Here is a 25,433-nt window from a genome sequence, read left to right on the forward strand (position 1 = left end):
CGGACGAGGTGCTCACGGCCCTGCGCGCGCTCTTCGTCGAGGTAGGAACAAAGGACGCACCGGCGAAGATCAGCCCGCTGGGGGCTCCACCGCGCGACAGGTCAGTTCGGCGTCGACGGGGCAGCCGACGCAGGCCTCGTAATCACATAGCCGGCAGACCGCGTAGGCGCGATCGAGATCGGTGACGAAGCCGCGCAGAACCTTCTCTGCCAAAATTCCAAAGGTCTTCCGCTCCTCAACCGTCAGAACTGTCAGCGCTTGTGTGACCGTATGATCTCTGGAGGCGATCACGGCCTGACATGTCACTTGACCGGCGGCGGTCAGTTGTAGCGCGACGGTCCGCCGATCTTTGGCGGATGGTGTCCGGATCACAAGCCCGTCATCAACCAGGCGGTCGACCAAGCGGACAGTGCCCGGATGCGACAGCCCGAGGGACCGGCGCAGCCGCTCGATCGTCATGCCGGGATCGTGACCCAAGAGTGCTAACGCCGCTGCTGCGGGCCCGAGTTCTGGTGCCTGTGCCTGCGCCTCGCGCAGCATCGCATCCGAGAGACCTAGCGCCAGCGCGCCGATCACGTTTTCGCTTCGACTGACCATTTCACGTAAATATATGCGCCACGCATAGACAGCAAGGCGGGATGCGATTATATGCGTGACGCATACATTGGAGTGCCACGATGCAAACGCTGTCCTTTCAGAGCCTGACGCGCATGGCGCAGGACCGTGCGATCGCCGTCACCGGCGTCGGCCGTGTTCTCGCGCTTACAGGTGTCGTCCTACCGCTGTTTATGATCGGTATCCTCAAGTTCACCGCGGTCGAGGTCGAGGCGCTCAAGCCCGTCATCAGCGGCACGCCGTGGCTCGTTTGGCTTTACTCCGCCTTCGGTGAGTCAGGCGCCTCCTATCTGCTCGGCACCGTCGAAGTTATTACGGCTTTGCTGTTCGTGGCTTCGCCGTGGTCGGCGCGCGCTGGAACCGTCGCCGGCGCGATCGGGTCGCTTACCTTCGCAGTCACATCCTCGACGCTTCTCGCCCTTCCGATCTGGGAGGAGGGATCGGGTGGCTTCCCCTGGCTCAACGCGCTGGGCTCATTCCTCATAAAGGACGTGGCGCTGCTCGGCGTCAGTCTCGTCGTGCTCGGCGAAAGCCTTCCACGGCTGCGCGCGAACGCCTGAGTAGCGAGAGGTAGTGAAAGCCGTGAACGACGAACAGCGGATCCTACGCGTCTCGGTGGTCGCGACCGTGACGCTCGCCATCGCCGGCGTCACCGTGGGCCTCGCTGCCGGGGCCACCGCGATCGTCTTCGACCCGCCAAACCTTCGGCACCCGCGCTGCCGGTAGCCTCTGGCTCGCCCTCGGCCTGCCCGTCGTCCCCGAAATGCGGGAGGGCCGGCGTCAATCCGATTTCGGCTTCACCTACGAAGCCCTTCCCACCACCGCAGAGAGGAGTGCCTGATCATGGCGACGGTTCGTCAGAGGAAAGAGCCGAGCAAAAAGACCGGCAAGAAGGCTTGGTACGTCGACTATGTGGACCAAGGAGGCGTGCGTCGGCAGGAGACCCCGAAGTCGGGATTGAAGCGCGACGCCGAAGCCTTGCGCATCAAGATTGAGGCAGAGGTAGCGCGCGGCGAGCATGTGCCCGAGGCGTGCGCCCTCACCGTCAAGGAAGTGGCGGATCTGTTCATGCAGGATCAGCAACAGCGTGCGGATGACGGTCGTATCGGGCGCGGCCGGTTGGTCAACGTAGACATTCACGTCCGCAAGACCATCGTTCCTGTCATCGGGGCCATCGCGGTGTCGAAGCTGCGCGCCACTGATATTGAGAGGATCTACGCCGAGGCGGTGCAGGCGAAGACGCTCTCGCCGCGCACCGCCCGGCAGCGGATCGGCACGCTTAAGATGATCCAAGATTTTGCCGTGCGCCGCGGCTATATGAAGGCCAAGCCGGTAGATCAGGTGCTCGAAGATCTCCGGGGCGTCGGCGTGAAACCAATCCGCCGGCTGAGCCGCGCCAATGTGCTGCGCATCCTTGAGGCCTCGAAGAAGCGTCGGCGCCGTTGCTGGCCGCGATCCTGCGCGCAAGCATCCCTGATGATCCACCTCGCAGCGCTCGCGGGACTGCGCTTTGGGGAGATCACCGGGCTCAAGGTCGAGAACGTGGATCTGGAAGCGGGCGTGCTGCGCATTGTCAACAGCATGTCGCGGTACGACGGACACAAGGGGCCGAAGAGTGAGGTGGGTTATCGGACCTTCCCCATCTCGTCGCCCCTCGCCGCAGTGTTGCGGGCGTGGCTCGCTGAATGGCACGTCCCAAACGAGGCGGGCCTACTCATCACCACGAAGGACGGCACGCCGACCAAGCTCCAATCGTTCCATGAGGACCACTGGAAGCCGCTTCTGCACGACCTCGGGCTCGGCAACCCGGGCGACGAATACCACTTCCATGCCCTCCGCGGCTTCGCTGTCTCCATGGCGTCGAGACACGTCCCGATCACGGACCTGCCGCGCATGTTCGGTCACAAGCACCTCGACGTGACGTTGCAGCACTACCTGCACGAGCTGATGTCCGACACAGACAAGGCCGATGCAGTCGAGCGGATGGCGCTAGAAATCGTCTCGCAGCCCGCTCTTTGACGTGAGAAAAATGCGGGAGTTTGCGAGCGCCCGTTAATAAGTGACTGTCGTACATTAGATTTTAGCACCCCCGGTTACCTTCGAGGAGTATCGCGGGATGGTTGGCGCCTCAGGCGAGCGTTCGATCGCGGCCCGCGCCGTATCCGACGGCGGCGAACAACAGCCCGAACGCCACCAGGACAGCGAGCGGCAGAGACCATGTGCCGGTGAGATCGTGCAGCAGCCCGAAGGTGAAGGGTCCGAACGCCGCCAGCAGGTAGCCGACCGATTGCGACATCATCGACAATGAGGCCGCCTGATGGTGGTCGGCCGCGCGCAGGCTGATGAAGGCCAGCGCAAGCGGAAGACAGGCGCCCCCGCCCAATCCCGCGACGATCATCCAGAGATAGGCCCCGGCAGGGAACAGCAGCACCCCGCCCATCGCGACCGCGACCAGCAGGGCGGCCACGCACGCGACCCGGCTTTGGTCCTTCGCGCGCCCGAGGATCAGCGGCATCATTGCGCTCACCGCGAGCGCGACGAGTTGGAAGAGCGTGATGAGCAGGCCCGCCTCGGCGGGGGCATAGCCATCGTGCTGGAAAATCGTGGGGAGCCAGGCGACCGCTACGTAGAAATAGAGCGACTGCAGCCCCATGAAGCCGGTGACCAGCCATGCCACGCCTGAGCGCCAAACCGGCATACGCTTCGAGGCACAATGTCTGTGGGCATCCCCGCCCGTGCGAAGGGCAATCGGCGACCATGCGAGCGCCGCGACGAACGCGGGCACCGCCCAGATGGCCAACGCCGTCTGCCAGCCACCCGGAAGCCAGGTGGCGAGGGGAACAGCAAGCGCGGACGCCACGGCTGCGGTGAGGCCGAGCGTCACCGCATAGAGCGTGGTGAGGCCCTTTACGCGATCGGGATAGTCGCGCTTGATGATGCCGGGAACGAGCACGTTCCCGATCGCAATGCCGCCGGCGAGGCAAGCCGATCCGGCGAACAACGCCATGGTCGATCCTGAAGACCGGATCAGGATGCCGGCCGCCAATAACAGGAGAGCGGCGACCAGCGTTCTCTCTGCCCCAAAGCGCCGTCCGAAGTGCGCGAGCGGCGCGAATGCGGCGAGCGCGAGGAGCGGAAGGCTGTTCAGCAATCCGGCCGCGGTCAGCGACAGGCCCGTCGTCTGGCGGATCGGTTCGATCAGCGGTCCAACGCTGGTCAGCGCCGGGCGTAGGTTCGCCGCCAACAGCAAGAAGGGCAGGATGGAGAGAGCTGGGCCGGGTGGCCTGTTACGCGTCGGCACGATCGTTCCTCGGGTTGGTGAGGCGGTCGTTGGCTGCGCTTCCCTTCAAGGGAGACGCCGCATTGCCTCCGCGCTTTACTAGCGTACCCCAAGGTGGCTGTATCTTGCCTACCAGGTCACTCGATATTCAAATCCGGACAAGTTGCTACCGATGGTACTGCCGCTCGACTCGCTCCCGCTCGATCCCGTCCGGCATCCCGTGGCAGCGCTTCACGTCGAAGGGGCCAACTATCAGATCGAGATCCCTTCGCACGCTCATGACCATGGCCAACTCATCCTGGCACTGCGGGGGGCGGTCACCTGTCATGTGCCGGCAGCGATGTGGATGGTCCCGCCCGGGCAGGCGGTATGGATCCCGGCCGGCCTAGAGCACCGCAGTCCGGCAACCCCTAATGCACGTATGTGCTTCTTGTTTGTCGACACGCATGCGGCGCGACTTCCGGCACAATGTTGCACTCTGCAAATCACGCCGATGATCCGGGAGATGATCCTGCATCTGGCCGATAATTCCAACGCGGACCAATTGCCCGACGATGATACCTTGCTCTTGATGCAGGTATTGTTGAGCCAGCTCGAGCGAATGCCAACGGGCGGACTCGAACTCCCGGTCTCTTCGCATCCGAAGCTCAGGCAGTTTCTTGACGGGCTCTCCGCCGATCCCGCGGATCGCCGCACGATAGGTGAGTGGGCAGGACAGCTCGCGATGAGCGAGCGCACCTTGGCGCGGCTCGTCGTGAAGGAGACCGGCATGACCTTCGGCCGCTGGCGCCAGCAATTGCATCTGCTGATCGCGTTATCACAGCTCGCCGGAGGTGCATCGGTGCAGCGAGTTTCCGAAGCACTGGGGTACGAGTCGCCGACCTCCTTCATCATCATGTTCAAAGGGGCGCTCGGGACGACGCCGGCACGCTATTTCGATGATAAGGCGCCTAGGAGCCCGTCCGAGTAATTCTCTCGACGGCGGGGACGGAGGGCGATTCACTCGGCTCATGGCCAAGGTGTTTCGCTCCTGGGATGTCGATCAGGGCTGGCTTCTGCCGCCCTCGCTGTACGGGTTCGTGCCGCCCGGGCACATGGCGCACTTCGTGCGCGACACGGTGCGGGAGGCATGCGACCTATCGGGGGCATCACGGGCTATCTTGCTCCGGGTCGAGCGCGTCATGGCGAGGCTGACGCGGCCGGCCGCCGGAGGCTGACCAAGATGCCGTTGATGAGCGCGATGGCTGCGCGCCTGAAGCGGGCTGGCCGCCGCAGTCGCTATCGCCTCAGGAAGCAGGTGGTCGAACCCGTGTTCGGGCAGATCAAGCAGGCCCGAGGCTTCCGGCAGTTCCTGCTCAGAGGCCTCGATCAGGTCCGGGGTGAATGGGCGATGATCTGCACTGCCCACAACCTCCTCAAGCTGGCGAAGGTCGGGAGTTGAGACCAGGGCAAACGACCTGATCGTCGAAATTCTCATGCCAATCTCAACACGCAAACCCGTTACTCAGACGGGCTCCTAGCGCGGGGTGGGTCCGGCTCAAGCAGACCTGCACTTTGCCAACACCCCAACGTCGCCCAGTGGCCTTGGCTCAGCTCGACTTGGTCGCTGACTGGCCCACACCGTAAGGGCACCCGGGTGCTTCAGCACCAGGCCCAGCTTCACCATCAATCAAAGTATCTCATCAGGGCAGCATCTCTTGTGATCCCCAAAGCCTTGCACTGAGATACTGAACGAGTGGTCCGCGTGACGGTGGACAATTGCGCTCACGTTGTAGACTGTCGCCAACGTCGCGGACGTGACCGTCATTTCGGGTGTCCCGTCGGCGGCGACGGCCCCATCCCGGATTAGGATCATCCGGTCGGCCCAGGATGCCGCGAGGCCGAGATCGTGCAGCACCGCAACCACTATTAAACCCTCCTCACTCAACCTGCGCAACAAGGTTAGGACGGCATGCTGGTGGTGCAGATCAAGTGCGCTGAGCGGCTCGTCGAGGAGCAGGAGGCGCGGTCGGCGCACGAGAGCCTGTGCAAGGCTCGTCAACTGCCTCTGACCGCCCGATAGGCGATCGAGCGGAACATCGGAAAGGGATGTAAGTCCGAGACGGTCAAGGGTCGCGACGGCCTGCGCGACCGTCTCGACCGGTGCCAGCCGCCGCGCCTCGCCGGACCGGCAGGCGTGCACGACGGCCTCCAGCACCGTGAAGCCGAGATCATGCGGCAGGGTTTGCGGCATGAAGGCGATGCTCGCCGCCCGCTCAGCCGGTCGGGCGCCGATCAGTTCGTGCCCGTCGAGACGAAGGGAGCCCTCGACCGGCACCAGTCCTGCGAGCGCGCGCAGGAAGGTCGACTTACCGGCGCCGTTCGGCCCCGCCACAATCGTCAGCCGACTTGGCTCGATCGCTGGCAGCGTCAGGTTTGCCAGAACTGTGCGGCGTCCGTATCGCGCGCGCATCCCCTCGACGACGAGACCGCGCTCCCGTTCAAGCGTCACGACGGCCCCGGCGAAGGATGAGCGCGAGAAAGAACGGCACGCCGACCAAGGCTGTAACAATGCCGATCGGCAGCACGACCCCTGGTACGATGAGCTTGCTGACGGTCGAGGCCAAGGACAGAAGAAGCGCGCCCGTGCAGAGGCTCATCGGCAGGAGAAGGCGGTGGTCTTCGCCCGTCAGCAGCCGCGCGAGATGGGGGCCGACCAGCCCCACGAAGCCGATCGTCCCGACGAATGCGACCGCTACCCCGGTCAGCACACTGATCCGCAGCATGGCAGCAAGGCGCAGACGGTCGACGTCGACCCCAAACGTTCGCGCGCGCTCAGATCCGAACCTGAGCGCCGTCAGCCCCGAGGCGGAGCGTAGGGAGAGCGGGACGACGACAGCCAGCGCCAGAGCCAAGACTCCAATCTGCGGCCAATCGGTCCGACTCACGTTGCCCATGGTCCAGAAGACGAGCTGCTGCAGCGCCTGCTCCGTCGCGGCGAACTGCAGGAGCGCAACGAGTGCGTTGAACGAGAAGAACAGCGCGATCCCGAACAGCACGACGGCGTCGCGCCCACCTCGAAGCCGCGACAGCACCTGGAGGAGCAGGGCAGCGCCGAACGCGAACGCGAAGGCATAGACCGGCAGGATCCAGGTCTGCGGCAGGAAGGGGAGCGTGGTGCCGAGCACGATGCAAAGGGCCGCGCCGAAGGTTGCGGCGGAGGACAAGCCGAGGGTGAAGGGGCTTGCCAGCGGGTTGTCGAGGACCGTCTGCATCTCCGTGCCGGCGAGCGACAGCGCTGCGCCGACCAGGATCGCCGTAACCGCTGGGGGAAGGCGGATCGCACGCACGATCGTCGCCTCGCCGATCGTCACACCCGCCGGATCGAGGAGCGCACGCAGCACCTGGCCTGGTGACAGCAGTGCGGGACCCGTGCCGATGTCGAGCAGGAAGGCCAACCCAACGCACAGGCCGGCGAGGATCAACCAGGCCGCCCGCCGCCACTGGGTTCGGCGGTAACGTGCAGTCAGGTCGTGCACGGTTGTTCCGGACAGGGCGCTCTCCGTACGGGACCAACTCATTGCGGGGAAATCCAGTAGGTCCCATCCATCGGGACAGCGAGGAAGCGTGTGTTGAGTTCGGCTAGTGTGGCGTCCGGATCAACGTCGCGCGTCAGGTCCGGGTGCAGCCACTTGGCCAGGACCTCGACCGCCAGCACGTTCACCGGAGAGACGCTGAAGCCCTGCCACAGGCCGTAGGCCCGGCCGGAGCGGATTGCGGAGAGCTGCGCGAGCCTGGGCGTTTGAAGGACCGCTGCGAGTGCGGCCTGTGCCGTCTCGCGGTCGACGCCGGTGCCGAGCACCAGTCCGCCCTTATCGGCAAGGTGGGTGCCACCGGTCGCGACATAGACCGCCGGATCGAGGCCGAGAAGAGCCTCGGCGCTGACCTGCCCAGATGCACCCGGGAGAAGCGCGGCCGCCGCATTACGCCCTCCGGCGGCTTGGATGTCGTCGCTGAAGGTTCCCTGGCCCGGAGAGAAGCAGCAGGGCGTTGCCCCGGCATGGGCGTGCAGGAAGACGACGGGCTGCGTGTTCCGATCCTGCAAGCGGGCCGCGACGGCGGCAAGATGCGCCCCAATGAAGCTGGTGAAGGCTTCCGCCTCCTGATCTCGCTCGAGCAGACGTCCGAGCAGCCGCATCACTGGTCCAGTGTCGCGCAGGGGGTGACCGTGCAAGTCGATCACCGCAACCGGGATGCCCGCAGCAGCGAGCGCGCGCAGCAGCGGGTTTACCCCATCGGAGGCGACGCCACCGGCTTGCGTGCGATCGAGGATCACGAGATCGGGTGCGAGCGCGATCGCCTGCTCTGTCGGGAAGCCGCCAGGACCTGTCTCGATCACCGGCAGCGTGCTGAGGCGCGGGAAGTAAGCGGCGTAGGCCTTGTGAATGTCGGGGCTCTGCCGCTGAAGATCGCGCCCGATGCCCACGAGACGATCGACGACGGTCCGGTCGAGGATGGCCAAAGCCGGGAGGCCGCGACCAGCGGCTAGGAGGATGCGCCGGGCCGGCGCCTCCAGCGTGACCGTGCGGCCGAGGCTGTCCGTTGCCGTTATAGGTGCCGCGATCGCTGGGGCCGCCCCGAGCAGCAGAACGGCGGCCGTGAGCGCGCGTATGAGCCGGCCCATCAGGCAGCTCCTGTATTGGCGAGGAGGAAGGGAAGGGCGCGACCGAGTGCGACAGGCACCACCGAGGCGTGGTTCTCGCCCTCGAAGATGTGAAACTGGACTTCGCGGTCCGCGCCTGCTGAGTGTCCGAGGTGCCCGGCCACCGCCCGGGCGTTGGCGATCATGGCACGGTCCGGCGCTTCCCGATCCAGCGCAGCGTGGTCCGGAGGCTCACACTCCGCGCGACAAGACGCTGGAGCCACTCGCTCTTCGAGAGCACCGACCGCGATCATCAGAGGGACCGACAGCGCGAGAGGCGTTGCCGCACAGGTTCGTAGCAGAGCACGGTCGTCGAACCAGAGCGATGGGCTCGCGGCGGCGTAGGCCGCGAAGGCCCAGGGCCGCGTCAAGACGGTGTGGAGGACGAACAGACCGCCGAACGAGTGCCCGAACAGGACGCGGCGTTGGTTGGCTAGACCGAAGCGTGCATCGATCAGAGGACTCAGCTCGTCGGTGAGGAAATCGAGGAAGGCGTCCGCGCCACCGGTATCGCAATCGTCTGCCGCGCCGCCGGAGCGTGGCGGTGTCAGATCATAGCGGCGGCGCGCGACGTCCACGACATCGTCGATCGGATAGCCAATACCGACGGCGATGGCAGGGCGTACGCCCGTGACATCGGGCCGGCGCGCTCGCATGCGTAGGCTGTCGAGCAGCGTGCCGAACCATGCGTTGCCATCGAGCAGGTAAACGACATCCCAGCCCTCCCGCGGCATCGGCGTATCCGGCCAGCCCAGCAAGATGCGATAGGGTCGGCCAGCCCGCGAAGGGATATCCCACTGCTCGGTGTTAGGCAGGCGCACAGGGACCGGGAAGTCCGAACGGACTCTCGTCAGCATGGGCTCACCAGCGATAGGACACGGTGGCGAGAATGGTGCGGCTCGTCCCGTAGAAGCACTGGTTCGCCGAGGCGCATGCAGAGACGTACTGCTTGTCGAACAGATTGGTAGCGTTCACCGCCGCAGTCAGCCCTCTCAAAGCGGGGTTCATAGCCCCGAAATCGTAGTGAACCTGCGCGTCGAGGAGCAGGTAACCCGGTACCTTGTAAGCGGCGGAGTTGACCGCATCTCCGAACGAAGCGCCGATGTAGCGCAAGCCGCCACCGAAGCCGAAACCGCGCAGCTCCCCGCTCTGGAAGGTGTAGTCGCCCCAGCCGGCGATCGTCTGATCCGGTACGCCCACCGGCCGCTTTCCCTGAACGGCGACGCCATCCGTGACCACGCTGCTGCGCGTGACTCTCACATCGGCGTATCCGTACGAAGCAATCAGCGCGAGGCCAGGCAAGGGAGATGCCTTGGCGCTGAACTCGACGCCCTTCGAGTTGATCGCACCAGTCTGAACCTGGCACACGGTGGCGCTGCACCCCGTCACCGCCGTGTTGGTACTGGTGTGGGCGGTGTCGGTCGTCAGAACGTTGTACTGCGTGAGGTCGAAGGCGGCGACCTGCAGGAGCGCATCGACGCCCGGCGGCTGGTACTTGATACCGATTTCGTACTGCTCACCCGTCGTCGGCTGGAATGGCGTCCCACCGTAACCGGTGCCTGCCTGCGGCTCGAACGAAGTCGCGTAATCCGCGAAGGGTGCCAAGCCATTCTCGAATTGGTAGAGCAAGCCCACACGCCACGTCGTCGCCTCGCTGTTGGTCTCGGCCACCGTCGAGCGGCCTGTCGACAGGGTCGTGGTTTGCGACCAGTTCCTGGCCCAGTCGTGGCGGATGCCCGCCTGCAAGTTCCAGTTGCCCCACTGGATCTGGTCCTCGCCATAGAGGCCGAGCTGACTGTTATCCTGTCGCTGCTCGGTCGTCAGGCCAGGCACGGTGAAGGCGCCGTAGGCAGCGGTCAGGTAGTTGACGTAGCTCGTCGTACCCGTCCCGTACTTGGCTGTCGGACCTGTCCAGAGATAGCCGAGGCCGGTCAGCACCGTGTGCTTCAGCGGCCCCGTCCAGAAATGCGCCTCCGCCTCGTTGTCGAGGGCGATCGCGTCCAGGCTCTCGACGTAGCGCTGCGGCGTGCGGGCAAGACACAGATAAGTTCGGCCCCCGCAGAGGGAGGATGCCGCGTAAGGGCTGCCGCCCGCGGGCACCGAGAAGGCCTTGAAGTCGGTATCGAGATGGAAGTAGCGGAAGTTCTGGCGCACCGCGAGCGTGTCGTCGAAGATGTGCTCGAACTGGTAGCTGAAAGCGGCCTGGTCTCGGCTGAAGCTGTTGTAGAGCGGGTTGCCGCTCTGGAAGGTGTAGGGGATCTGCCCATTCGGGTTGCGCAGCAGCGTGCCGAGGGCCGGCATCCAGTTCGAGTGGAAGCTGTTGGGATCGCGCTGATACAGGCCTTGGACCGAGAGGGTCGTGGCGGCATCTGGGCGCCAAGTCAGCATCGGCGCAATCATCATGCGCTGGTTCGAACTGTCCTTGACGGCGGTGTCTGTGTCGCGCCCGAGGCCGATCAAGCGGTAGAGGAGGTGTCCCTCCGGATCGACGGGGCCGCTTAGGTCAAAGCCGCCCTCCACATGTCCGTAATTGCCGATCCGCGTGATGACCTCGTTATAGGGGACTGCGAGCGGACGCTTGCCGACGAGATTGACCAAGCCGCCGGGATTGGACTGGCCATAGAGCACGGAAGCCGGCCCGTGCAGGACGTCGATGCGCTCCAGCAGGTAAGGCTCGATCGACGGGATGGCGTAGTTGACGCCCTTCGGCAGGCGCAGGTTGTCGAGGAACTGTACGTAGCTGGCATTGCCGCCGAAGCCGCCGAAGCCACGGATGAAGACGCTGTCAGACCGATTACCGCCGCGCGTCTCGGCGGCCAGGCCAGGTTCGTAGCGCAGGGCTTGGCTGACGCTGAGCGAGGCTTGCGCCTCGATCTGTGCGCGGGGCACCACCGTAATCGACTGAGGCGTCCGACCGATCGGCGTCGCGGTCTTCGTTCCCGTTGCAGTCACAGCCGGTGCGTAGCCGGCGGATGGCCCACCACCAGGGCCGCCTGAACCCTCGACAGAGAGGGCGTCGAGAGTGACTTCTTCGGTCGTGGCGCCAGTCCGGATGCCGGGCGCGGCCTGGGAGGCCGTGCCGGAAATGGATACGAGAGTGCCGCCGAGCAGGAGCAGTGACGACCAGGGCTCGCGGCGGGAATGCAAGATCTTGAGCACGACTTTCGGTCCCGGAAGGCATCCCCGGGAGCGCAGGAACGCTCGAACTCCCTCGGGGAACGCGTTCGCTCATAGGAAGATTAGGCTGAGGCGAGCAATCGCACGAACTTACGAGATCGAGACTTTCCTTTTCGGTCTTATCTGGAACAATTACGATCTGAGCTCAGCGGAGCTCTCGTGGCGAGAGGCCAAAACGGTTCCGGAACAACGTCGAGAAGTACGCCGGCGTGTAACCGACCCGGTAGGCTGTCTCGGCGACGCCGGCCTCTCCTGCCGCGAGTATGTTGTAGGCGAGCTGCAACCGATACTCCTGCAGGAAGTCGGGGATGCCCGTCCCGAATAAACGCCGAAAGCCGATGCCCAGCGCCTTTGCGTTCAGGCCAACCATTGCGGCGAGTTGCGACACGACGAGCGGCTCGGCGTAGCGGCGCACCAGGATGTCACGCGCGGCGGTAATGCGCTCTATCTCACCCGAGGACAGCCCGTTTCCGACCTCCGACAGGGCGTCGACAGGCAGGCAGCTGTCGATCGCACAGGCGACGAGCTCCAGGCTTTTACCCAGGAGAAAAAGGTCGCGGGCCGCCCCTTGGACCGGACAGACCATAATCTGCGAGGCGATCGAGCGGACGGCAGCATCGGCCGCCGTGGTGAGGAAGACGGGTGCATGGCCGCCATTGCGCTGCATCGCACGCGTGAGCAGCGCCTCGAAACCGATGCCGGTGTGGGACTCGGCAATCCCGATTGAAAGATGGACGAGGGCGTAGCGAAAGGTCTGGCCCGGCGAGAAGACCTGCTCGCGGCGATGCTCGGAGGCACTCAGGATGAGGCTGACGGACGGCGCCTCAATCTGGATGGGTGACCGGTCGTCGATCCGGCATGACATGCGCCCTTCGAGGGTGACGGCAGCGGTCAAGCCCCGCTTGAATGGCTCGATCACCCGTCGCTCTTCGGAGAACTCGTTCTCGCCAGTCGAGATGACCAAGCCCCCCGCGAGCAGAGAGACGAATTGCTTTGGCAGCAGGATGCCGTGGACCAAGTTCGCCATCGTTCTCTGTTCTTCGCCCGCCACTACAGGAAGGAAATGCGGAGACAATGTCTTTAGTAATAATACTTTAAAATTAGATGGGGTATGAGACGCCTCTCTCGCCATAGACATTAAGACTTAATCCCCGATACTGCATAAAAACAGTGGTGTATAGAGGCGGATTTATCGCTCGCCGGACGCAACAATGCCAGAATATATGGGCTCAAGTCCGCCCTGATGGTGTCTCTCTCCGCTCAGGCGCGATAGGGCATGACGACCAAGCATCGTGACCCCGCCAACCTCGATCCTGACACGAATTGTCCGCTTTAGCCCGCAGTACCGACCTCCATCTCGCGACAAGTGAACTGCCGCTCACCGGCCGGAGCAGCCCTCTGGTTGTGCGATCGCGTGCGTGTAAAAAGCGAAGGTTTTCCTTACGCATCGCGCCTGAGCGACCGCGGCGGTGTGCGGTCGCTGTCAGCGCAGGGTGAACACAAGGCACAGCTCGGTGCCGCTCTCGCCCGCCGCTGACCAGTGCGGCTTTGTGCCGATCTGACGGGCCAGCGCCTCGATCAGGCGCATGCCCGTGCCAGAACCGGGCTTGGCGGCCTGAGGCTCGCGCGGCAACCCCTTGCCGTTGTCGCTTAGGCGCACACGAAACGTACTCTGCTCCGGCGCCTCGACGCTGATCGCGATCACACCGCCCTGGCCGCCGAAGGCATATTTCAGGCTGTTGGTGGTGAACACGTTCAGGATCAGGCCGAGCGGCACCGCCGTATCCGGCCCAAGGTCCACTTCTTCGATCTCGATTTCCAGCCGCACGGGGCCGGATTGGTCCGCGTGCAGGTGGCACAGGTTCTCGACGTACTGCGTCGCATAGGGCCGCAGGCGCAGGCGCTCGGCCGTGTTGGCGGCGTAGAGCTGTTGGTGAACGAGCCGTAGCGTCTCGACCCGTTCACCAACCGCCGTCAATTCTTGGCGCGCCTCGTGCGAACTCGTTTCCTTCGCCCGCATTCGCACGAGAGAGGTGATGATGCCGATATGGTTCGCGATGCGGTGCTGCAGCTCCTGCATCAGGTGCTTGTTGGCATCGAGCGCGACCTGCAGGTCATGCACCTTGTGCAGGCGGTCGATCACCGGCCCAAGAATGCTAGCATAGGTGCGCAGAAACTGGACGTCTTCCTGGCTGAACTCGGGCGGGCCCGTATATGCCGATAACCTGAACAGCATCTACTACATCGCGCTGCTAAACGGATTGTATCGCATAGACATTGGCGCAGAGAAGGTCACGAAAATATGCCAGCTTGCAGCAGAGATAGCATCAACTATAGAGTACATCGGACAACTTAGTCTCAAAGATTTGCGAGCATCTGAGCGTGGGGATGACGTCGTATTCACACCGGTAGGTAGCGCACCTCCTGTCCAGAGCGGCGTCAAACGCGAACTTGCGAGTCTTACAAACGGGCGATGCGGCTGAGTTCAGGGTCTCTGTCCGCTAAAGGTTGATTTTGTTGAAAAACTCCGGGGCAATGCGCCAAGCGTCGCCCAGCATAGGTCGCTGGAGAATGTTCGCCTCTTTCCAATCATGCGACGCCACGATAGTCGCGCATCCTGGGCGATCTGGAGGTAGGATCTTCTCCAAGAACTGCGGCTAGCGGTGCTGCATCGGGCCGATCCCGAGTTTTTCAACATCGGGTAATGGGCGGCAGCTCTTCCGCGGAAGTCGATAGGATCGGCTCCGCTGCCGGAAGAGGAGGCTGATCATGGAGTATTTCGCTGGCCTGGATGTCTCGATGGAGGAGACGCACGTCTGCGTGCTCGACCGCGACGGAGTAATTACCCATCAGTCGAAGGTGGCCTCTACGCCTGCCAACATTGCGCAGGAACTCAAGAAGGCGCCCGCCTGCCGTCGGGTTGTGTTCGAGACGGGCCGGATGGCTCCGATGCTGTTCCACGGCTTGGCTGAACCCGGTGTGCCGGTCGTCTGCGTCGAGAGCCGGCAGGCTCACCAAGCGCTGAAGTCGCTCACGACGCACAAGACCGACCGCAACGATGCGCGCGGTCTCGCTCACCTGGCACGAACGGGCTTCTTCAAGTCGGTGCACGTCAAGTCGCTGCCAGCCCACGCCGTGCGGTCGTTGATCCTCGCGCGCAAGAAGCTGGTCGGCCAGCGAGTCACGCTGGAGAACCAGATCCGCGGCCTTGCCGTCGTGTTCGGGGTTCGGTTGCCGCGGGCCCTCAGCCCTGCCTTCATCGAGCAGGCTCTGCGTTCAAGCGACGGGATCGCCGGGCTGTCCGCAGCCATGCGCGGCCTGATCGGCGCGCCAGCCGCTGTGCTGGCGGCCGTGGCAGCCATCGACGCGGACATCAAGAAGATGGTCCGCGCGTCGGATGCCTGCCGGCGCTTGATGACGATCCCCGGCGTCGGCCAGCTCACCGCACTCGCCTTCGCGGCAGCCATCGATGATCCGGAGCGCTTCAGGCGTTCGCGCGACGTCGGTGCGTATCTTGGCCTTGTTCCGCGACGCTACCAATCGGGCGAGGTCGACTACACCGGCAGCATCTCGAAGTGCGGCGACCGGCGGGTCAGAACGCTGCTGTACGAAGCCGCCAACGTGATGCTGACGCGTTGCAGGCGGCCTCTGAAGCTGAAGGAGTGGGCCCTGGCCATCGCGCAACGCTCGACGATGCGCAAGGCGCGCATCGCGCTCGCGCGCCGACTGGCGATCATCATGCATGCGATGCTGCGGCAAGGGACCGAATTGAAGCCCGCGTAAGTGCCTGTCGTGGGCTAGGAGGCCGAACCGAGCTCCCGAGCGGGAGCGACGCCCGAGGGAGGGAGTGGAGGACGGCGCCGATACTGTAGCATGCGGCCTCGTGCCGACTGCGGTTTCAACCGAGCCGCCCCGCACCCAGCTGACCCCATCAAGTGCCGCACGAGCACGTAGAGAACGCAGGCATCCGAAAGCGTCGAACGCTCTGGATCGAGCTGCCGCCCATTGACCCATTAGAGAACGAAATCGGTTGGAAGCGGCTGTAGCCTTCAGTAAGAGCAATCGTCCCCAGCGTTCAGTCGCCGCGGTAGAGCTTGCTCATGTCCCAGCCTCGGATTTCGGGGCCGAGGGTGTGCTCGAACGCCACGATCCCGAGCCCATCGGGCGTGGTCCTGCAGCGGAAGGAGAGGCGGAACCAACGGCCTCGGCTCCTGACAACCGCACCCGGTGCGACGACTTCCGTTCCGTGCTCCTGTGGATCGGCCAGAGCGTAAGCAATCACCTTGTCGGCTTGGAGGCCTGGATGTTGGCGCGAGACTTCGCCGCCGGCTCTCGCGTCACACCGCTGCTCGATCCGGGTTCCGAGTTCCACTTTGAGCATCAGGCGATCCCGCGCCTCGGGCGACTGTCCGGCCTCGGCTACGCTATGCGCAGAACTCACGGCGCAGGCTACGGCAAGGGTGAGAACGGTTGTCCGGATCATGGCTCTTGCTTGAGCGGCGATTTAGGCACGTCTATGGCCAAGCTTGCTGGCGTGGCGCCGAGGTCCGCGATCGGTCTGCTGCCGGTTTCACAGACACTCGGTTTAGATGTGATGGTGAAGCCGAAGGTGCTCCATGCAGCATCGCAAGTTCGGGCGTGAGTTCAAGATCGAGGCGGTTCAACTGCTTCGGGAACGCGGGGTCAGCGTCGCGCAGGCAGCGCGCGACCTCGACGTTCACGAGACGATGCTGCACCGGTGGGTGAAGCAGGCGGCGGCCGATCCGCACGTCACGTGCAGCACCCACCAGCATGGCGGGCCGCCTTCGGCGTGCTCGTGCTCTAAACGAATGATTCCAGGCTTGGCAGCTAGCAGCAGCCTAGGGCAGGGAAGTGCTGAAAAGAGAGCGGCCACGGGAGCCGGAACGAAAGTGCGCGTTCATCCGGCGTCACCCCAATCCCAGCATCGTGGCCGCGTCCGATCGAGCGATAGGATCGCGATCGGCATGTCCCTGAGATGGAGACGGTATGGTTAACAATCAGTGACCAGCCCCGCTGCCCGAACTGCTCACGGGCTGGCGGGCATGCCGCGCCGTGTCCATACGGCGGAGAGCCAATACGCAACGCAGCTGCTGGTCAGCATCCGGGGATCGGGCTAGCTCGACATCTACCTGCACCCATCCTGCTTGTCCCAATTCGCGCCGCCCCTCGATCTCACATAGTGGGAGATCATGTTTGCTGCGCTCAGCGTAGGCGATTATCGCTCATAAGGAAGCGCTTGGCTCGCGAAACAACTTCTGCGCTAAAAATTGCATCAATCATAATCGAGAATAATACTAAACTAGTGTTGTAAATATCATACTGTCAGCCGACTTCCTGAGCGAGGGGTCGTCTCTCAAGGTCGACTTCTAGATACCGGATAAGTATGCCCGCTCAATATACGGAGATGGTCATGCACGATATTTCTGCGAAGCCCATATGGTTGGCTCTCCGCCCGCGATTGAGTCATCACTTGCTTGCTTCGACCATGCTGTCCGGTGCGGTCACCTTTTGTGCTGTTCTGCCAGTTTTGGCGCAGCCGGCTGCCGAGTCCGCCGTTGAACTGTCCGAACTGAGCGTAACCGGCGAGGGGCGCGGCGCGACGCTTGGCGGGGCTTTGTACGGTCCTGGTGGGGCTTCGGGACCGGTCCCGGGCTACGTCGCGAGCCGCAGCACGGTGGGTACCAAGACCGACACGCCGATCCTGGAGACCGCGCAGTCGATCTCGGTCATCAGCCGCGAGCAGATCCAGGATCAGAATGCGCTGACCATCAACCAAGCCCTGCGTTACACCCCGAGCGTTACGACGGAGCAGCGCGGCGGCGCCGGCTCGACCCGACTGGAGCAATTCTCGATCCGCGGCTTCACCGCCCCGCTTTTCCTGGATGGCTTATCGCTGCCCGGTAGCCGTGACGCTTTCCCGACTGTTGATCCCTATCGGCTTGAGCGTGTGGATGTCATCAAGGGACCGGCCTCGGTGCTCTACGGGCAGTCGGGCCCGGGCGGCATCGTCAACCTCGTATCGAAGGTGCCGCAATTCGTCCGCCACGGTGAGATCTTCGTCCAGGGCGGCGGCTTCAACGAGGTGCGCGGCGGCTTCGACGTCGGGGGGCCGGTCGGCGACGGCAGCGGCGGGGTCGCAGATCAGTTCGCCTATCGGGTGATCGGCCTGGGATGGAAGGGCGACGGGCCGGCGGTAACTACCGAGGTCGAGCGCTTCTTCATCAATCCGAGCCTGACGTGGCGGCCCGACGCGGATACGCAACTCACGATCATAGGCAACTACCAGCGCGATCCGTTCTCCGGCTTCTACGGCGGCTTCCCAGCGATCGGCACCGTATTCCCGCGCAACTTCGGCAATGGCACTGTCGGGCGCCTTCCGGTCGATTTCTACGATGGCGACCGCAACATCGAGCGTTCCGACCGGAACCAGGCCTCGATCAGCTATCTGTTCGATCACCGCATCAACGAGCACCTACGTTTCCATTCGGCCGGGCGCTACCTGAGAAGCGAAGGCGACTACCGCAGCGTCTACGGCGCCTTCAACACGGTGACCGCGTCCAGCGGGCCGATCCTCGGCCGTTCGCAGGGCGGTACTCAGGTTGGCATCGACGCCTGGACGATGGACAACAACTTCGTGGCCAACTTCGACACCGGCCCGGTCGCACATACCGCTCTACTCGGCGTCGATCATCGCACGTTCCGCACGCGGACGCTGGCGACACCTTTCCCTCGGGCGCCCGATCTGAACGTGCTGTTCCCGAACTACGAGATGAACATCAACTTCCCGGCCTTCTCCACCGAAGCGGCTATCACGGCCGAGCAGACCGGCGTCTATTTCCAGGATCAGATCAAGTTCGACCGGCTCGTCCTGACGCTGGGCGGGCGCTACGACATCGCCCGGCAGAGTGGTCCGACGCGCACACTGGCCACCGGTGCGCTTGCGATCCAGAATGCCCCGGCGGACGCCTTCACCGGGCGGGCAAGCCTCCTCTACCTGTTCGACAACGGCGTCGCTCCGTACGTTTCCTACAGTGAGGCATTCGAGCCGATCACCGGCGGGCGCATCTTTGACCCAACCTTTGGCACAGTCGGGCGTATTCCCGACCCGATTTCCAGCAACCAGTACGAGGCCGGTATCAAGTACCAGCCCCCCGGCACTGACATCCTGCTCACGGCAGCAGCCTTCGACATTCGGCGCTCGAATGCGACACAGCCGGACCCGACCCCAAACAGACAAGGCTTTGTCGTGCAGACCGGGGAGGTCGGCGTACAAGGTATCGAGTTCGAAGCGCGCGTGAACGTCTCCGAGAACCTGAATCTCATCGGCGGTTTCTCGATCCTCGATACCCGGAACGTGAGCGACATCACCAACACCACCAACGAACTAACTGGACAGCCAGTGCCACTCGTCGGCCGCCGCCCAGTGCTGGTGCCGGACTCCACCGCCTCGCTGTTCGTGGATTACCGCTTCGCCGAAGGGCCGCTGCTCGGCCTCGGGATTGGCGGCGGAGTGCGCTACCTTGGCCCCTCCTGGGGCGATCCGGCCAACACCTTCAAGGTGCCCGCGAGTGTTCTTGTCGATGCCTTGCTCACCTACGACCTGAAGCATCTCGACGCGACGCTCCAGGGCTTTCAGTTGCAGGTCAACGCCCAGAACCTGCTCGATGATCGCTACGTGACCGGCTGCTTCAGCTATCAGACCTGCTTTTACGGCCTACCGCGGACGGTCTACGGCGCCTTGCGCTATCGCTGGTGATAAGCTGCACGCCACTTCGGCAGATCTCACCCAGGGGTTGGTCACATCGATGGCTGCAATCAAAACAGTCGGACAGCTGTGTTCAGAAATGACCGTTTAGGTGACATCCGCGGGCAGCCGCTTCCGACCGATTGCAAGCATTGGAATGGAGTGCGAAAACCGCCGGAAAGATGTACAGCAAAGCTTGCAGATCTGGCGGATGCTGACCTCAATGTGCGGTGCTGCGATGAACCTGCTCCTAAGCTTCGCACCCTTCTTCGCCTTCGCGGTGCTCATCCATCTCGGCTACGTCGAAGCCGCGCTCTGGGCCGGAGCCCTCGTCGCCGGCGCGCTTCTACTGCGCGACTGCCTCGTGCTGGGCCGCTCCTTCAAGATCCTGGAGGTCGGTACCCTCGCGCTGTTCGCGGCCCTTGCCCTCTACACCAGAGCGACCGGACAGGCTTGGACGATCCCGTCGGTGCGCTTTGTCGTCGACGCGGGCCTCCTCCTGATCGTGCTCGCCTCGCTCGCGGTTGGACGGCCGTTCACGCTTCAGTACGCCCGTGAGGGGGCGCCGCGAGAGGTCTGGGACAATCCGCGCTTCCTTGCAATCAACCGCAGCATCAGCCTCGTCTGGGCCACGGCCTTCGCGGTGCTGGTGCTCGCCGACGCCGCAATGGTCTACGTGCCCGAGATCCCGCGGCGCCTCGACATCATCGCGACCCTGCTCGCACTCGTCGGCGCCTACAAGTACACGGCACGTGCGACCGCGCAGGCGGAGGGTTCAGCGTGAGCACATCGGCTGGAAGGTCAGCCCCTTTCAGTATGTGGAGAAAGCGGCAGTGTGACTCTGCCTACCCTTGGCGGAAACAGCACGACAGGCCGATGTCGTGACCGCATGTCTTCGTACTACGGTATCTCATACGCACATGTTCAGGATGTTTGTACGCTCGCCTAGCAATCGAGAACGTGAGATACAGCGAGCGAGAGGCATCCCACTCATCACCTTAACCGCTGCGATTGACACGCTTCAGTGGCGGGCGCATCTCAGCGAGTGCAACATTGTTACACGGAGGTGTGCATGGACCGTTTCGATCGCGGGACCAAACGGATTTGCCCAGCCACTGGCAAAAAGTTCTATGATCTCAACCGTGATCCTGTGATTTCGCCCTACACAGGCGAAGTCGTGCCCCTTTCTGCTGGAGTGCCCTTCACGCGCGGGGCAGCGCCAGCCCTCTCGAAAGCAGATGCTGAAGAGGACGAGCCTGAGGTGGAGGGTGCCGAACTCGTTTCGCTCGATGAGGTCGAGAGCGAGGAGGCTGACGCGGATCCTAACGGTGATGCCGAAGGCGACGACGACCTTACCATCGGAGACGACGCTGACGACGCCGCTGATGATACACTCATCGTAGACGAGGATGACGACAACACCAGCGATCTTGTCGACCTCGAGAACGACGACGAGGATTGACGTCTAACAGGACGTGCCATGAGCAGAGCTGAGCGTATCGCGATGCGCCGCGAGGGCGTGTGCGTGTCGTTCAGCTCTGTCAGCTGGCGCCTAGTCGCATATCGAGCGATCGAGGCCGCCAGATCAAGGGTGTAGTGGGCATCGATCTGATGCTCTCCGGTTTCGGGATCGGCCAGATAGGCGTCGATGGCACTCCCCAGATCCTCAATGGCGATGCGCTCCTCGGTGACGAGGTCCCAGAGTGTTAGATCAGCAACCATTCGGTTGATCCAGCGTTATGGCGCCCGCCCGCACTCGGTGGATACTGCGATGGGGGCGACGCTTGCGACAGCTACGGCAGGGCATTGGCTCGCTTTTCACTATCCTCCGCGGTGATGCGCAGGCAGTCTTCTGCAGTGATCTGTTCCAGCGCCTGCTCGACACGCATCCCCAGCAGAATAGGGATGCAGTCGGCACCGTCAGGGTCTGGGCAGGTGATCTCGGTAACTTGCAGGGAGTCCTGATCATCAAGCTGCTGGGTGTCCGTGAGAGCTGCCTTCAGCTGGGCACGCCGTTCCGTCAGGACTGTGGAACGGGCGCAATGCTTTCAGCGACTGGAACACAGGGTTGACTTGCCAGCACCAAGGAGGCTGGGAAACATGATCGCAGGCAGGCGAGCGTGGTGAGCAGGCATCGATAACGGGATATATGGCTGATGTTACACCATTGCCGTTGATCGAGACGCTATAACGTTGCAATGTCAATGGCGAGCGTGACTCTTCGCGAGGCGACGATGACGGCGAAGGCTGCTAGGGAGGCGAAGGTCGTTGAGCGCGCGGTACTTGTCTGCCGCGTTCGTGGCCTGAAGTTTACCCCGATCCGACGCCGCGTTTTGGAGTTGCTGGCAGCTTCACGTGCACCTGTTCCGGCCTACACGCTTGTCCGCCAACTTGCCCCCGGAAAGCCGGTCGGACCGCCAACTGTCTACCGGGCCTTGGAGTTTCTAATCAAGGCCGGGTTCGTGCGATACATCGCTCTGCACAAGGCCTACATCTGCAGCGAACTGCCGGACGTGAACGGACCCGTCGCGCTGCTGATGTGCGCAGACTGCGGCGACGTCAGTGAGGTCGCGTCAGGAGCGCTGCAGGACGTGATCACCCAGATATCCTCCTCCCATGGATTTGATCCCGGTTCTCGTTTCATTGAGATCACGGGCCGGTGCACGGAATGCCGCTCTGCAGCCTGAGCCCCCACACCTCATGTTGTAATAACGTTACATACCGGTCCAAACGCTCTCGCGTACCGTCGCGCTTGTTGCCTAGGTCGTAGCTGCCAAGCCATACGTTACATTGTTACATTGCAACTGGCAGTCTGGTCTTATGTCACGTCATCTGCGTGCCTGCGCTCTTTCGAGCACCATGCTAATTGCGGTGCCCTTGCTCGTCGGCATGTCCTGCGATGCCCGTGCTCAATCGGCGGCGACGCTTGAGGAGATCAGCGTCACGTCCGTGAGCCCGGTCCAGGCGCGGTCCCCCGCCCCGGCGACCCCCTCCCCCGCCGTGCCGTTCGCGCGAGCGGCCGAGGTGCTGCCTGTGGCGACGAACACCTTCTCCCCCGTGACCGTCGTGCCCCAGGAGCGGATCGCCCGCGACCAGCCGCGCACGCTCGGCGACGCCCTGTTCGACCGGCCCGGCATCTCCGCCTCGACCTACGCGCCGGGGGCGGCCTCGCGGCCGATCATCCGCGGCCTCGACCAGGCGCGGGTGCGCATCCAGGAGAACGGCATCGTCAACGGCGGCGTGTCGGATCTCGGCGAGGACCACGCGGTGCCGGTCAACCCGCTGAACGCCAGCCGGATCGAGGTGATCCGCGGCCCCGCGACCCTGCGCTACGGCTCGGGGGCGATCGGCGGCGTGGTCTCGGCCGAGAACAATCAGGTGCCGACCTTCATTCCCGCCCGCGGGATCACGGGGCAGGTCACGACCGGCTACACCACCGTCGACAACGGCCGGCTCGGGGCGGCGAGCATCGATGCGGGCGCGAACGGCATCGCGGTCCATGCCGACGGGTTCGCGACCGCGACCGATTCCTACGCCATCCCCGGGGGCATCCAGCGCAACTCGGCGACCGAGACGCAAGGGGGCTCGGTCGGCATCTCGGCGATCGGCGACCGCGGCTTCCTCGGCATCTCCTACAGCCACTTCAACGCGCTCTATCAGATCCCCGGCGGCGAGGCGGAGGAGGCGCGCACCCGGCTGACCCCGAACCAGGATCGGGTGCTCGCCCGCGGCGAGTACCGGCCCCTGGACGGCCCCTTCGAGGTGCTGCGCTTCTGGGCGGGCTACTCGGTCTACCGCCACGAGGAGATCGGCATCGGGCACGATCACCACGATCACGATCACGGGGAAGATCACGACCACGATCATGCCCATGGCGGCGGGGCCGAGGGCGTGCAGGCGATCTTCAAGAACCGCGAGGTCGAGGCGCGCTTCGAGGCGCAGCACGTGCCGGTCTTCACGGCACTCGGCACGCTCACGGGCGCGGTCGGTGTGCAGGCGAGCCGGCGGGTGCTCAACACGCAGCTCGAGGCCTTCCTGCCACCGACCGAGTCGCGGATGCTGGCTGCCTACCTGTTCGAGGAACTGGCCGTTGGCGGAGGCCTGCGCTTCCAGGCGGCGGGCCGCATCGAGGGCGACCGGCTCAACAGCATCGCGACGCAGTTTCCGGGAAGCTACCTGCCGACGGACGGGGAGCCCTTCAGCTACGCCCGGACCCGCCGCTTCGCGCCCAAGAGCGCGAGCATCGGCGCGCTGCAGGACCTGCCCTACGGCTTCGTGGCGAGTCTCAACGGCTCCTATGTCGAGCGCGCCCCGACCGGCTACGAGCTGTTCTCGCAGGGGCCGCACCACGCCTCCGCGACCTTCGAGATCGGCGACCCGGCCCTACGGCTGGAGCGCGCCCGTACGGTCGAGCTAAGCCTGCGCCGGGGTATCGGGCCGCTGCGCATCGACGCTACCGGCTACTACACCCGCTACACCGGCTTCATCTACCGGCGCGACACCGGCAACCGCTGCGACGACGATTTCGGCTCCTGCGGCACCGGCGACGAATTGCGCCAGGTCGTCTACTCGCAGGCCAACACCATCTTCTACGGCGCCGAGATCGCCGCGCAGCTCGACCTCCTGCCCGTGGGCGACGGCTGGGCGGGCCTGGAGGCGCAGTACGACTTCGTCCGCGCCCAGTTCGACGATGGCTCCTACGTGCCGCGCATTCCGCCGCACCGGCTCGGCGGCGGCGCCTTCGTCGCGGCCAACGGCTGGTTCGCGCGCATCAACCTGCTCCATGCCTTCGACCACACAGAGATCGCCTCCTTCGAGACGCCGACTAAGGGCTGGAACGACCTGCGCGCGGAACTCGCCTACACCCAGGCGCTCGATCCGGCACTCTACGGCGCCACCGAGGTGACGCTCGGCCTGCAGGGCCGCAACCTGCTCGACGACGACATCCGCAACTCGGCCTCATTCAAGAAGGACGAGATCCTGCTGCCGGGCCGCAACGTCCGCCTGTTCCTGACGGCGCGGTTCTGATGTATCGCCCGCCTCTGCTAGAAAAGTAGAGGCGGGCCAAGGGTCTTATCCGTGGCCGGTACAGCTGGCGTGCCCGCAGCCTGCATGGTCCTTTTGTGTGCGGACCGTGCTTCTAATCCGAGTTATGAGCGCCGCAGTTGTGAGCCATGCCTGCTTTCGACTCGTGGCACAGCCTTGTCGTGGATCAGCGCGGCTTTAATGCGTTCAGATTTCCATGCGGCATCTGAAGCGCGGCTGCGTGGATCATGATGTAAAGTTGTTGGGCGTTGTCTGCTGGGGCTGTTTCGCTCGCCGTTCGGCGCGCAGCTCTCGCTCAGCTAGGAGCCAGAACTCGACCTCAAAGCCATCCGGCTGATGATTGCGTTCCCACAAATCATAGGCTCGCTGCCGGATCTCAGCTGGCGTGATTGGCGGCTCGGCCTGCGGCATTGGGACAAGAAACCTGCAAACTGCGGCCAGACCCATTCAGCCGGTGTCGGCAGTGGGACACATGGGACCGGCTTAGATCAGAGCGGCGAGCCCTAGCAAACGACTCATAACGCAGCAGTGATGAGCATCACCCTGAGGCGTTGCTCCTGTGTTTCCACGCTAACAACTCACAACTAAAACCTGCGCTACGCTATGTCCATAAAACGACCGGACACTGTTGGCGAAGTCGATGGCTATGCGGCGAGAGCGCTGAAGCGTGAGGTGTGCGCCGAAGCCAGGGGTCTGTGCCCGAACCAAGCGGCAAGACGATCGAGATTGAGGGCAGCGGCCGTGGCCACCCCTTGGAAGGTCGTCTTCGCCAGTCCACGGTAGCGGGCTCGGCGCAGGCCGAAGCTGCGCACGCCCTGCGAGATTCGGCGAAAATGGGACCGAGGTGATCCCGCAGCAGCAGGTAGGGA

General features: G+C 64.0%; 22 protein-coding genes and 3 pseudogenes. 13 read left to right on the forward strand and 12 right to left on the reverse strand.

The genetic code is table 11. The features are described from left to right. Positions 1 to 69: 69 nt before the first annotated feature. Entirely contained in the window at positions 70 to 576 is a 507-nt protein-coding gene (locus tag FHU13_RS18225) for a MarR family transcriptional regulator (RefSeq protein WP_183437280.1), read from the reverse strand. A gap of 101 nt (positions 577 to 677) precedes the next feature. On the opposite strand from FHU13_RS18225, the gene FHU13_RS18230 reads away from it, so the two are divergent. The 3 genes from FHU13_RS18230 to FHU13_RS18240 all read left to right on the forward strand — a co-directional run bounded on the left by FHU13_RS18230 (position 678) and on the right by FHU13_RS18240 (position 2,634). Next, positions 678 to 1,175, forward strand: coding sequence for a DUF417 family protein (locus FHU13_RS18230; RefSeq protein WP_183437281.1), 498 nt, complete (start codon positions 678 to 680; stop codon positions 1,173 to 1,175). 22 nt (positions 1,176 to 1,197) lie between these two features. Further along, positions 1,198 to 1,341 carry a hypothetical protein gene (locus FHU13_RS18235; protein WP_183437282.1) on the forward strand — a complete coding sequence of 48 codons (144 nt, stop codon included), beginning with the start codon at positions 1,198 to 1,200 and terminating at the stop codon, positions 1,339 to 1,341. A 117-nt stretch (positions 1,342 to 1,458) separates the two neighbouring features. After that, positions 1,459 to 2,634 (forward strand): tyrosine-type recombinase/integrase, encoded by a 1,176-nt coding sequence (locus FHU13_RS18240; RefSeq protein WP_183437283.1) that lies wholly within the window; start codon positions 1,459 to 1,461, stop codon positions 2,632 to 2,634. A 109-nt stretch (positions 2,635 to 2,743) separates the two neighbouring features. On the opposite strand, the gene FHU13_RS18245 is transcribed toward FHU13_RS18240, so the two are convergent. After that, on the reverse strand, positions 2,744 to 3,916 hold the full coding sequence (locus FHU13_RS18245) for an MFS transporter (protein ID WP_183437284.1): 1,173 nt from the start codon (positions 3,914 to 3,916) through the stop codon (positions 2,744 to 2,746). 151 nt (positions 3,917 to 4,067) lie between these two features. Between FHU13_RS18245 and FHU13_RS18250 the strand changes: the two genes are divergently transcribed. Both FHU13_RS18250 and FHU13_RS18255 read left to right on the forward strand, forming a co-directional pair. Then, positions 4,068 to 4,865 carry an AraC family transcriptional regulator gene (locus tag FHU13_RS18250; RefSeq protein WP_183437285.1) on the forward strand — a complete coding sequence of 266 codons (798 nt, stop codon included), beginning with the start codon at positions 4,068 to 4,070 and terminating at the stop codon, positions 4,863 to 4,865. 174 nt (positions 4,866 to 5,039) lie between these two features. Then, positions 5,040 to 5,336 (forward strand): annotated as a pseudogene (locus FHU13_RS18255) (transposase); the annotation flags it as partial. A gap of 228 nt (positions 5,337 to 5,564) precedes the next feature. Here FHU13_RS18255 and FHU13_RS18260 read toward each other — a convergent pair. The 7 genes from FHU13_RS18260 to FHU13_RS18290 all read right to left on the reverse strand — a co-directional run bounded on the left by FHU13_RS18260 (position 5,565) and on the right by FHU13_RS18290 (position 13,896). Beyond that, positions 5,565 to 6,386: an ABC transporter ATP-binding protein gene (locus FHU13_RS18260; protein WP_312889611.1), complete on the reverse strand. Its 822-nt coding sequence runs from the start codon at positions 6,384 to 6,386 to the stop codon at positions 5,565 to 5,567. Then, on the reverse strand, positions 6,376 to 7,455 hold the full coding sequence (locus tag FHU13_RS18265) for an iron ABC transporter permease (RefSeq protein ID WP_183437286.1): 1,080 nt from the start codon (positions 7,453 to 7,455) through the stop codon (positions 6,376 to 6,378). The genes FHU13_RS18260 and FHU13_RS18265 overlap by 11 nt, the downstream gene beginning before the upstream one ends. After that, positions 7,452 to 8,558 carry an ABC transporter substrate-binding protein gene (locus tag FHU13_RS18270; RefSeq protein WP_183437287.1) on the reverse strand — a complete coding sequence of 369 codons (1,107 nt, stop codon included), beginning with the start codon at positions 8,556 to 8,558 and terminating at the stop codon, positions 7,452 to 7,454. Before FHU13_RS18270 ends, FHU13_RS18265 begins: the two co-directional genes overlap by 4 nt. Continuing rightward, positions 8,558 to 9,433 (reverse strand): alpha/beta hydrolase, encoded by an 876-nt coding sequence (locus FHU13_RS18275; RefSeq protein WP_281411623.1) that lies wholly within the window; start codon positions 9,431 to 9,433, stop codon positions 8,558 to 8,560. Before FHU13_RS18275 ends, FHU13_RS18270 begins: the two co-directional genes overlap by 1 nt. A gap of 4 nt (positions 9,434 to 9,437) precedes the next feature. Beyond that, positions 9,438 to 11,735, reverse strand: a complete 2,298-nt coding sequence (locus FHU13_RS18280) for a TonB-dependent siderophore receptor (protein WP_183437289.1) — start codon at positions 11,733 to 11,735, stop codon at positions 9,438 to 9,440. Between the two features lie 163 nt (positions 11,736 to 11,898). Continuing rightward, positions 11,899 to 12,780, reverse strand: a complete 882-nt coding sequence (locus FHU13_RS18285; protein ID WP_183437290.1) for an AraC family transcriptional regulator — start codon at positions 12,778 to 12,780, stop codon at positions 11,899 to 11,901. 456 nt (positions 12,781 to 13,236) lie between these two features. After that, complete coding sequence (locus FHU13_RS18290) at positions 13,237 to 13,896, reverse strand: sensor histidine kinase (RefSeq protein ID WP_183437291.1); 660 nt, start codon at positions 13,894 to 13,896, stop codon at positions 13,237 to 13,239. Between the two features lie 626 nt (positions 13,897 to 14,522). Between FHU13_RS18290 and FHU13_RS18295 the strand changes: the two genes are divergently transcribed. Beyond that, on the forward strand, positions 14,523 to 15,536 hold the full coding sequence (locus FHU13_RS18295) for an IS110 family transposase (RefSeq protein WP_183437292.1): 1,014 nt from the start codon (positions 14,523 to 14,525) through the stop codon (positions 15,534 to 15,536). Positions 15,537 to 15,828: 292 nt separating this feature from the next. On the opposite strand, the gene FHU13_RS18300 is transcribed toward FHU13_RS18295, so the two are convergent. Continuing rightward, the gene (locus FHU13_RS18300) at positions 15,829 to 16,107 is read right to left on the reverse strand and encodes a DUF930 domain-containing protein (RefSeq protein WP_312889617.1); all 279 of its coding nucleotides are present in this window, start codon (positions 16,105 to 16,107) and stop codon (positions 15,829 to 15,831) included. On the opposite strand from FHU13_RS18300, the gene FHU13_RS28415 reads away from it, so the two are divergent. The 7 genes and pseudogenes from FHU13_RS28415 (at position 16,000) to FHU13_RS18330 (ending at position 24,546) form a co-directional block, all read left to right on the forward strand. After that, positions 16,000 to 16,395 carry a hypothetical protein gene (locus tag FHU13_RS28415; RefSeq protein WP_312889618.1) on the forward strand — a complete coding sequence of 132 codons (396 nt, stop codon included), beginning with the start codon at positions 16,000 to 16,002 and terminating at the stop codon, positions 16,393 to 16,395. The genes FHU13_RS18300 and FHU13_RS28415 overlap by 108 nt on opposite strands. Next, positions 16,370 to 16,519: pseudogene (locus FHU13_RS18305) on the forward strand (transposase); the annotation flags it as partial. The gene FHU13_RS28415 and the pseudogene FHU13_RS18305, both read left to right, overlap by 26 nt. Positions 16,520 to 17,184: 665 nt before the next feature. Further along, entirely contained in the window at positions 17,185 to 19,530 is a 2,346-nt protein-coding gene (locus FHU13_RS18310) for a TonB-dependent siderophore receptor (protein WP_183437294.1), read from the forward strand. Positions 19,531 to 19,756: 226 nt separating this feature from the next. Further along, positions 19,757 to 20,302, forward strand: a complete 546-nt coding sequence (locus FHU13_RS18315) for a hypothetical protein (RefSeq protein ID WP_183437295.1) — start codon at positions 19,757 to 19,759, stop codon at positions 20,300 to 20,302. Positions 20,303 to 20,590: 288 nt separating this feature from the next. Beyond that, positions 20,591 to 20,980, forward strand: a complete 390-nt coding sequence (locus FHU13_RS18320) for a TIGR02300 family protein (protein WP_183437296.1) — start codon at positions 20,591 to 20,593, stop codon at positions 20,978 to 20,980. A gap of 772 nt (positions 20,981 to 21,752) precedes the next feature. Next, a complete protein-coding gene (locus tag FHU13_RS18325) occupies positions 21,753 to 22,205 on the forward strand; it encodes a Fur family transcriptional regulator (RefSeq protein ID WP_183437297.1) in 453 nt (150 codons plus the stop codon). 172 nt (positions 22,206 to 22,377) lie between these two features. Continuing rightward, positions 22,378 to 24,546: a TonB-dependent receptor gene (locus FHU13_RS18330; RefSeq protein ID WP_183437298.1), complete on the forward strand. Its 2,169-nt coding sequence runs from the start codon at positions 22,378 to 22,380 to the stop codon at positions 24,544 to 24,546. Positions 24,547 to 24,789: 243 nt separating this feature from the next. On the opposite strand, the gene FHU13_RS18335 is transcribed toward FHU13_RS18330, so the two are convergent. Both FHU13_RS18335 and FHU13_RS18340 read right to left on the reverse strand, forming a co-directional pair. Beyond that, the gene (locus FHU13_RS18335; protein WP_312889612.1) at positions 24,790 to 25,011 is read right to left on the reverse strand and encodes a DUF2934 domain-containing protein; all 222 of its coding nucleotides are present in this window, start codon (positions 25,009 to 25,011) and stop codon (positions 24,790 to 24,792) included. Positions 25,012 to 25,208: 197 nt separating this feature from the next. Next, positions 25,209 to 25,388, reverse strand: a pseudogene (locus tag FHU13_RS18340) (transposase); the annotation flags it as partial. Positions 25,389 to 25,433: the final 45 nt, after the last annotated feature.

It is taken from the genome of Methylobacterium sp. R2-1 (assembly GCF_014191355.1).
Classification (GTDB): domain Bacteria; phylum Pseudomonadota; class Alphaproteobacteria; order Rhizobiales; family Beijerinckiaceae; genus Methylobacterium.

Bases quoted from the DNA above. Each gene is read 5' to 3' on its own strand.
- FHU13_RS18230 (WP_183437281.1), top strand. From the start codon at position 678: ATGCAAACGCTGTCCTTTCAGAGCCTGACGCGCATGGCGCAGGACCGT.
- FHU13_RS18240 (WP_183437283.1), top strand. From the start codon at position 1,459: ATGGCGACGGTTCGTCAGAGGAAAGAGCCGAGCAAAAAGACCGGCAAG.
- FHU13_RS18250 (WP_183437285.1), top strand. From the start codon at position 4,068: ATGGTACTGCCGCTCGACTCGCTCCCGCTCGATCCCGTCCGGCATCCC.
- FHU13_RS18265 (WP_183437286.1), bottom strand. From the start codon at position 7,455: ATGAGTTGGTCCCGTACGGAGAGCGCCCTGTCCGGAACAACCGTGCAC.
- FHU13_RS18270 (WP_183437287.1), bottom strand. From the start codon at position 8,558: ATGGGCCGGCTCATACGCGCGCTCACGGCCGCCGTTCTGCTGCTCGGG.
- FHU13_RS18275 (WP_281411623.1), bottom strand. From the start codon at position 9,433: ATGCTGACGAGAGTCCGTTCGGACTTCCCGGTCCCTGTGCGCCTGCCT.
- FHU13_RS18285 (WP_183437290.1), bottom strand. From the start codon at position 12,780: ATGGCGAACTTGGTCCACGGCATCCTGCTGCCAAAGCAATTCGTCTCT.
- FHU13_RS18295 (WP_183437292.1), top strand. From the start codon at position 14,523: ATGGAGTATTTCGCTGGCCTGGATGTCTCGATGGAGGAGACGCACGTC.
- FHU13_RS18310 (WP_183437294.1), top strand. From the start codon at position 17,185: ATGCACGATATTTCTGCGAAGCCCATATGGTTGGCTCTCCGCCCGCGA.
- FHU13_RS18315 (WP_183437295.1), top strand. From the start codon at position 19,757: ATGAACCTGCTCCTAAGCTTCGCACCCTTCTTCGCCTTCGCGGTGCTC.
- FHU13_RS18320 (WP_183437296.1), top strand. From the start codon at position 20,591: ATGGACCGTTTCGATCGCGGGACCAAACGGATTTGCCCAGCCACTGGC.
- FHU13_RS18325 (WP_183437297.1), top strand. From the start codon at position 21,753: ATGACGGCGAAGGCTGCTAGGGAGGCGAAGGTCGTTGAGCGCGCGGTA.
- FHU13_RS18330 (WP_183437298.1), top strand. From the start codon at position 22,378: ATGCTAATTGCGGTGCCCTTGCTCGTCGGCATGTCCTGCGATGCCCGT.
- FHU13_RS18335 (WP_312889612.1), bottom strand. From the start codon at position 25,011: ATGGGTCTGGCCGCAGTTTGCAGGTTTCTTGTCCCAATGCCGCAGGCC.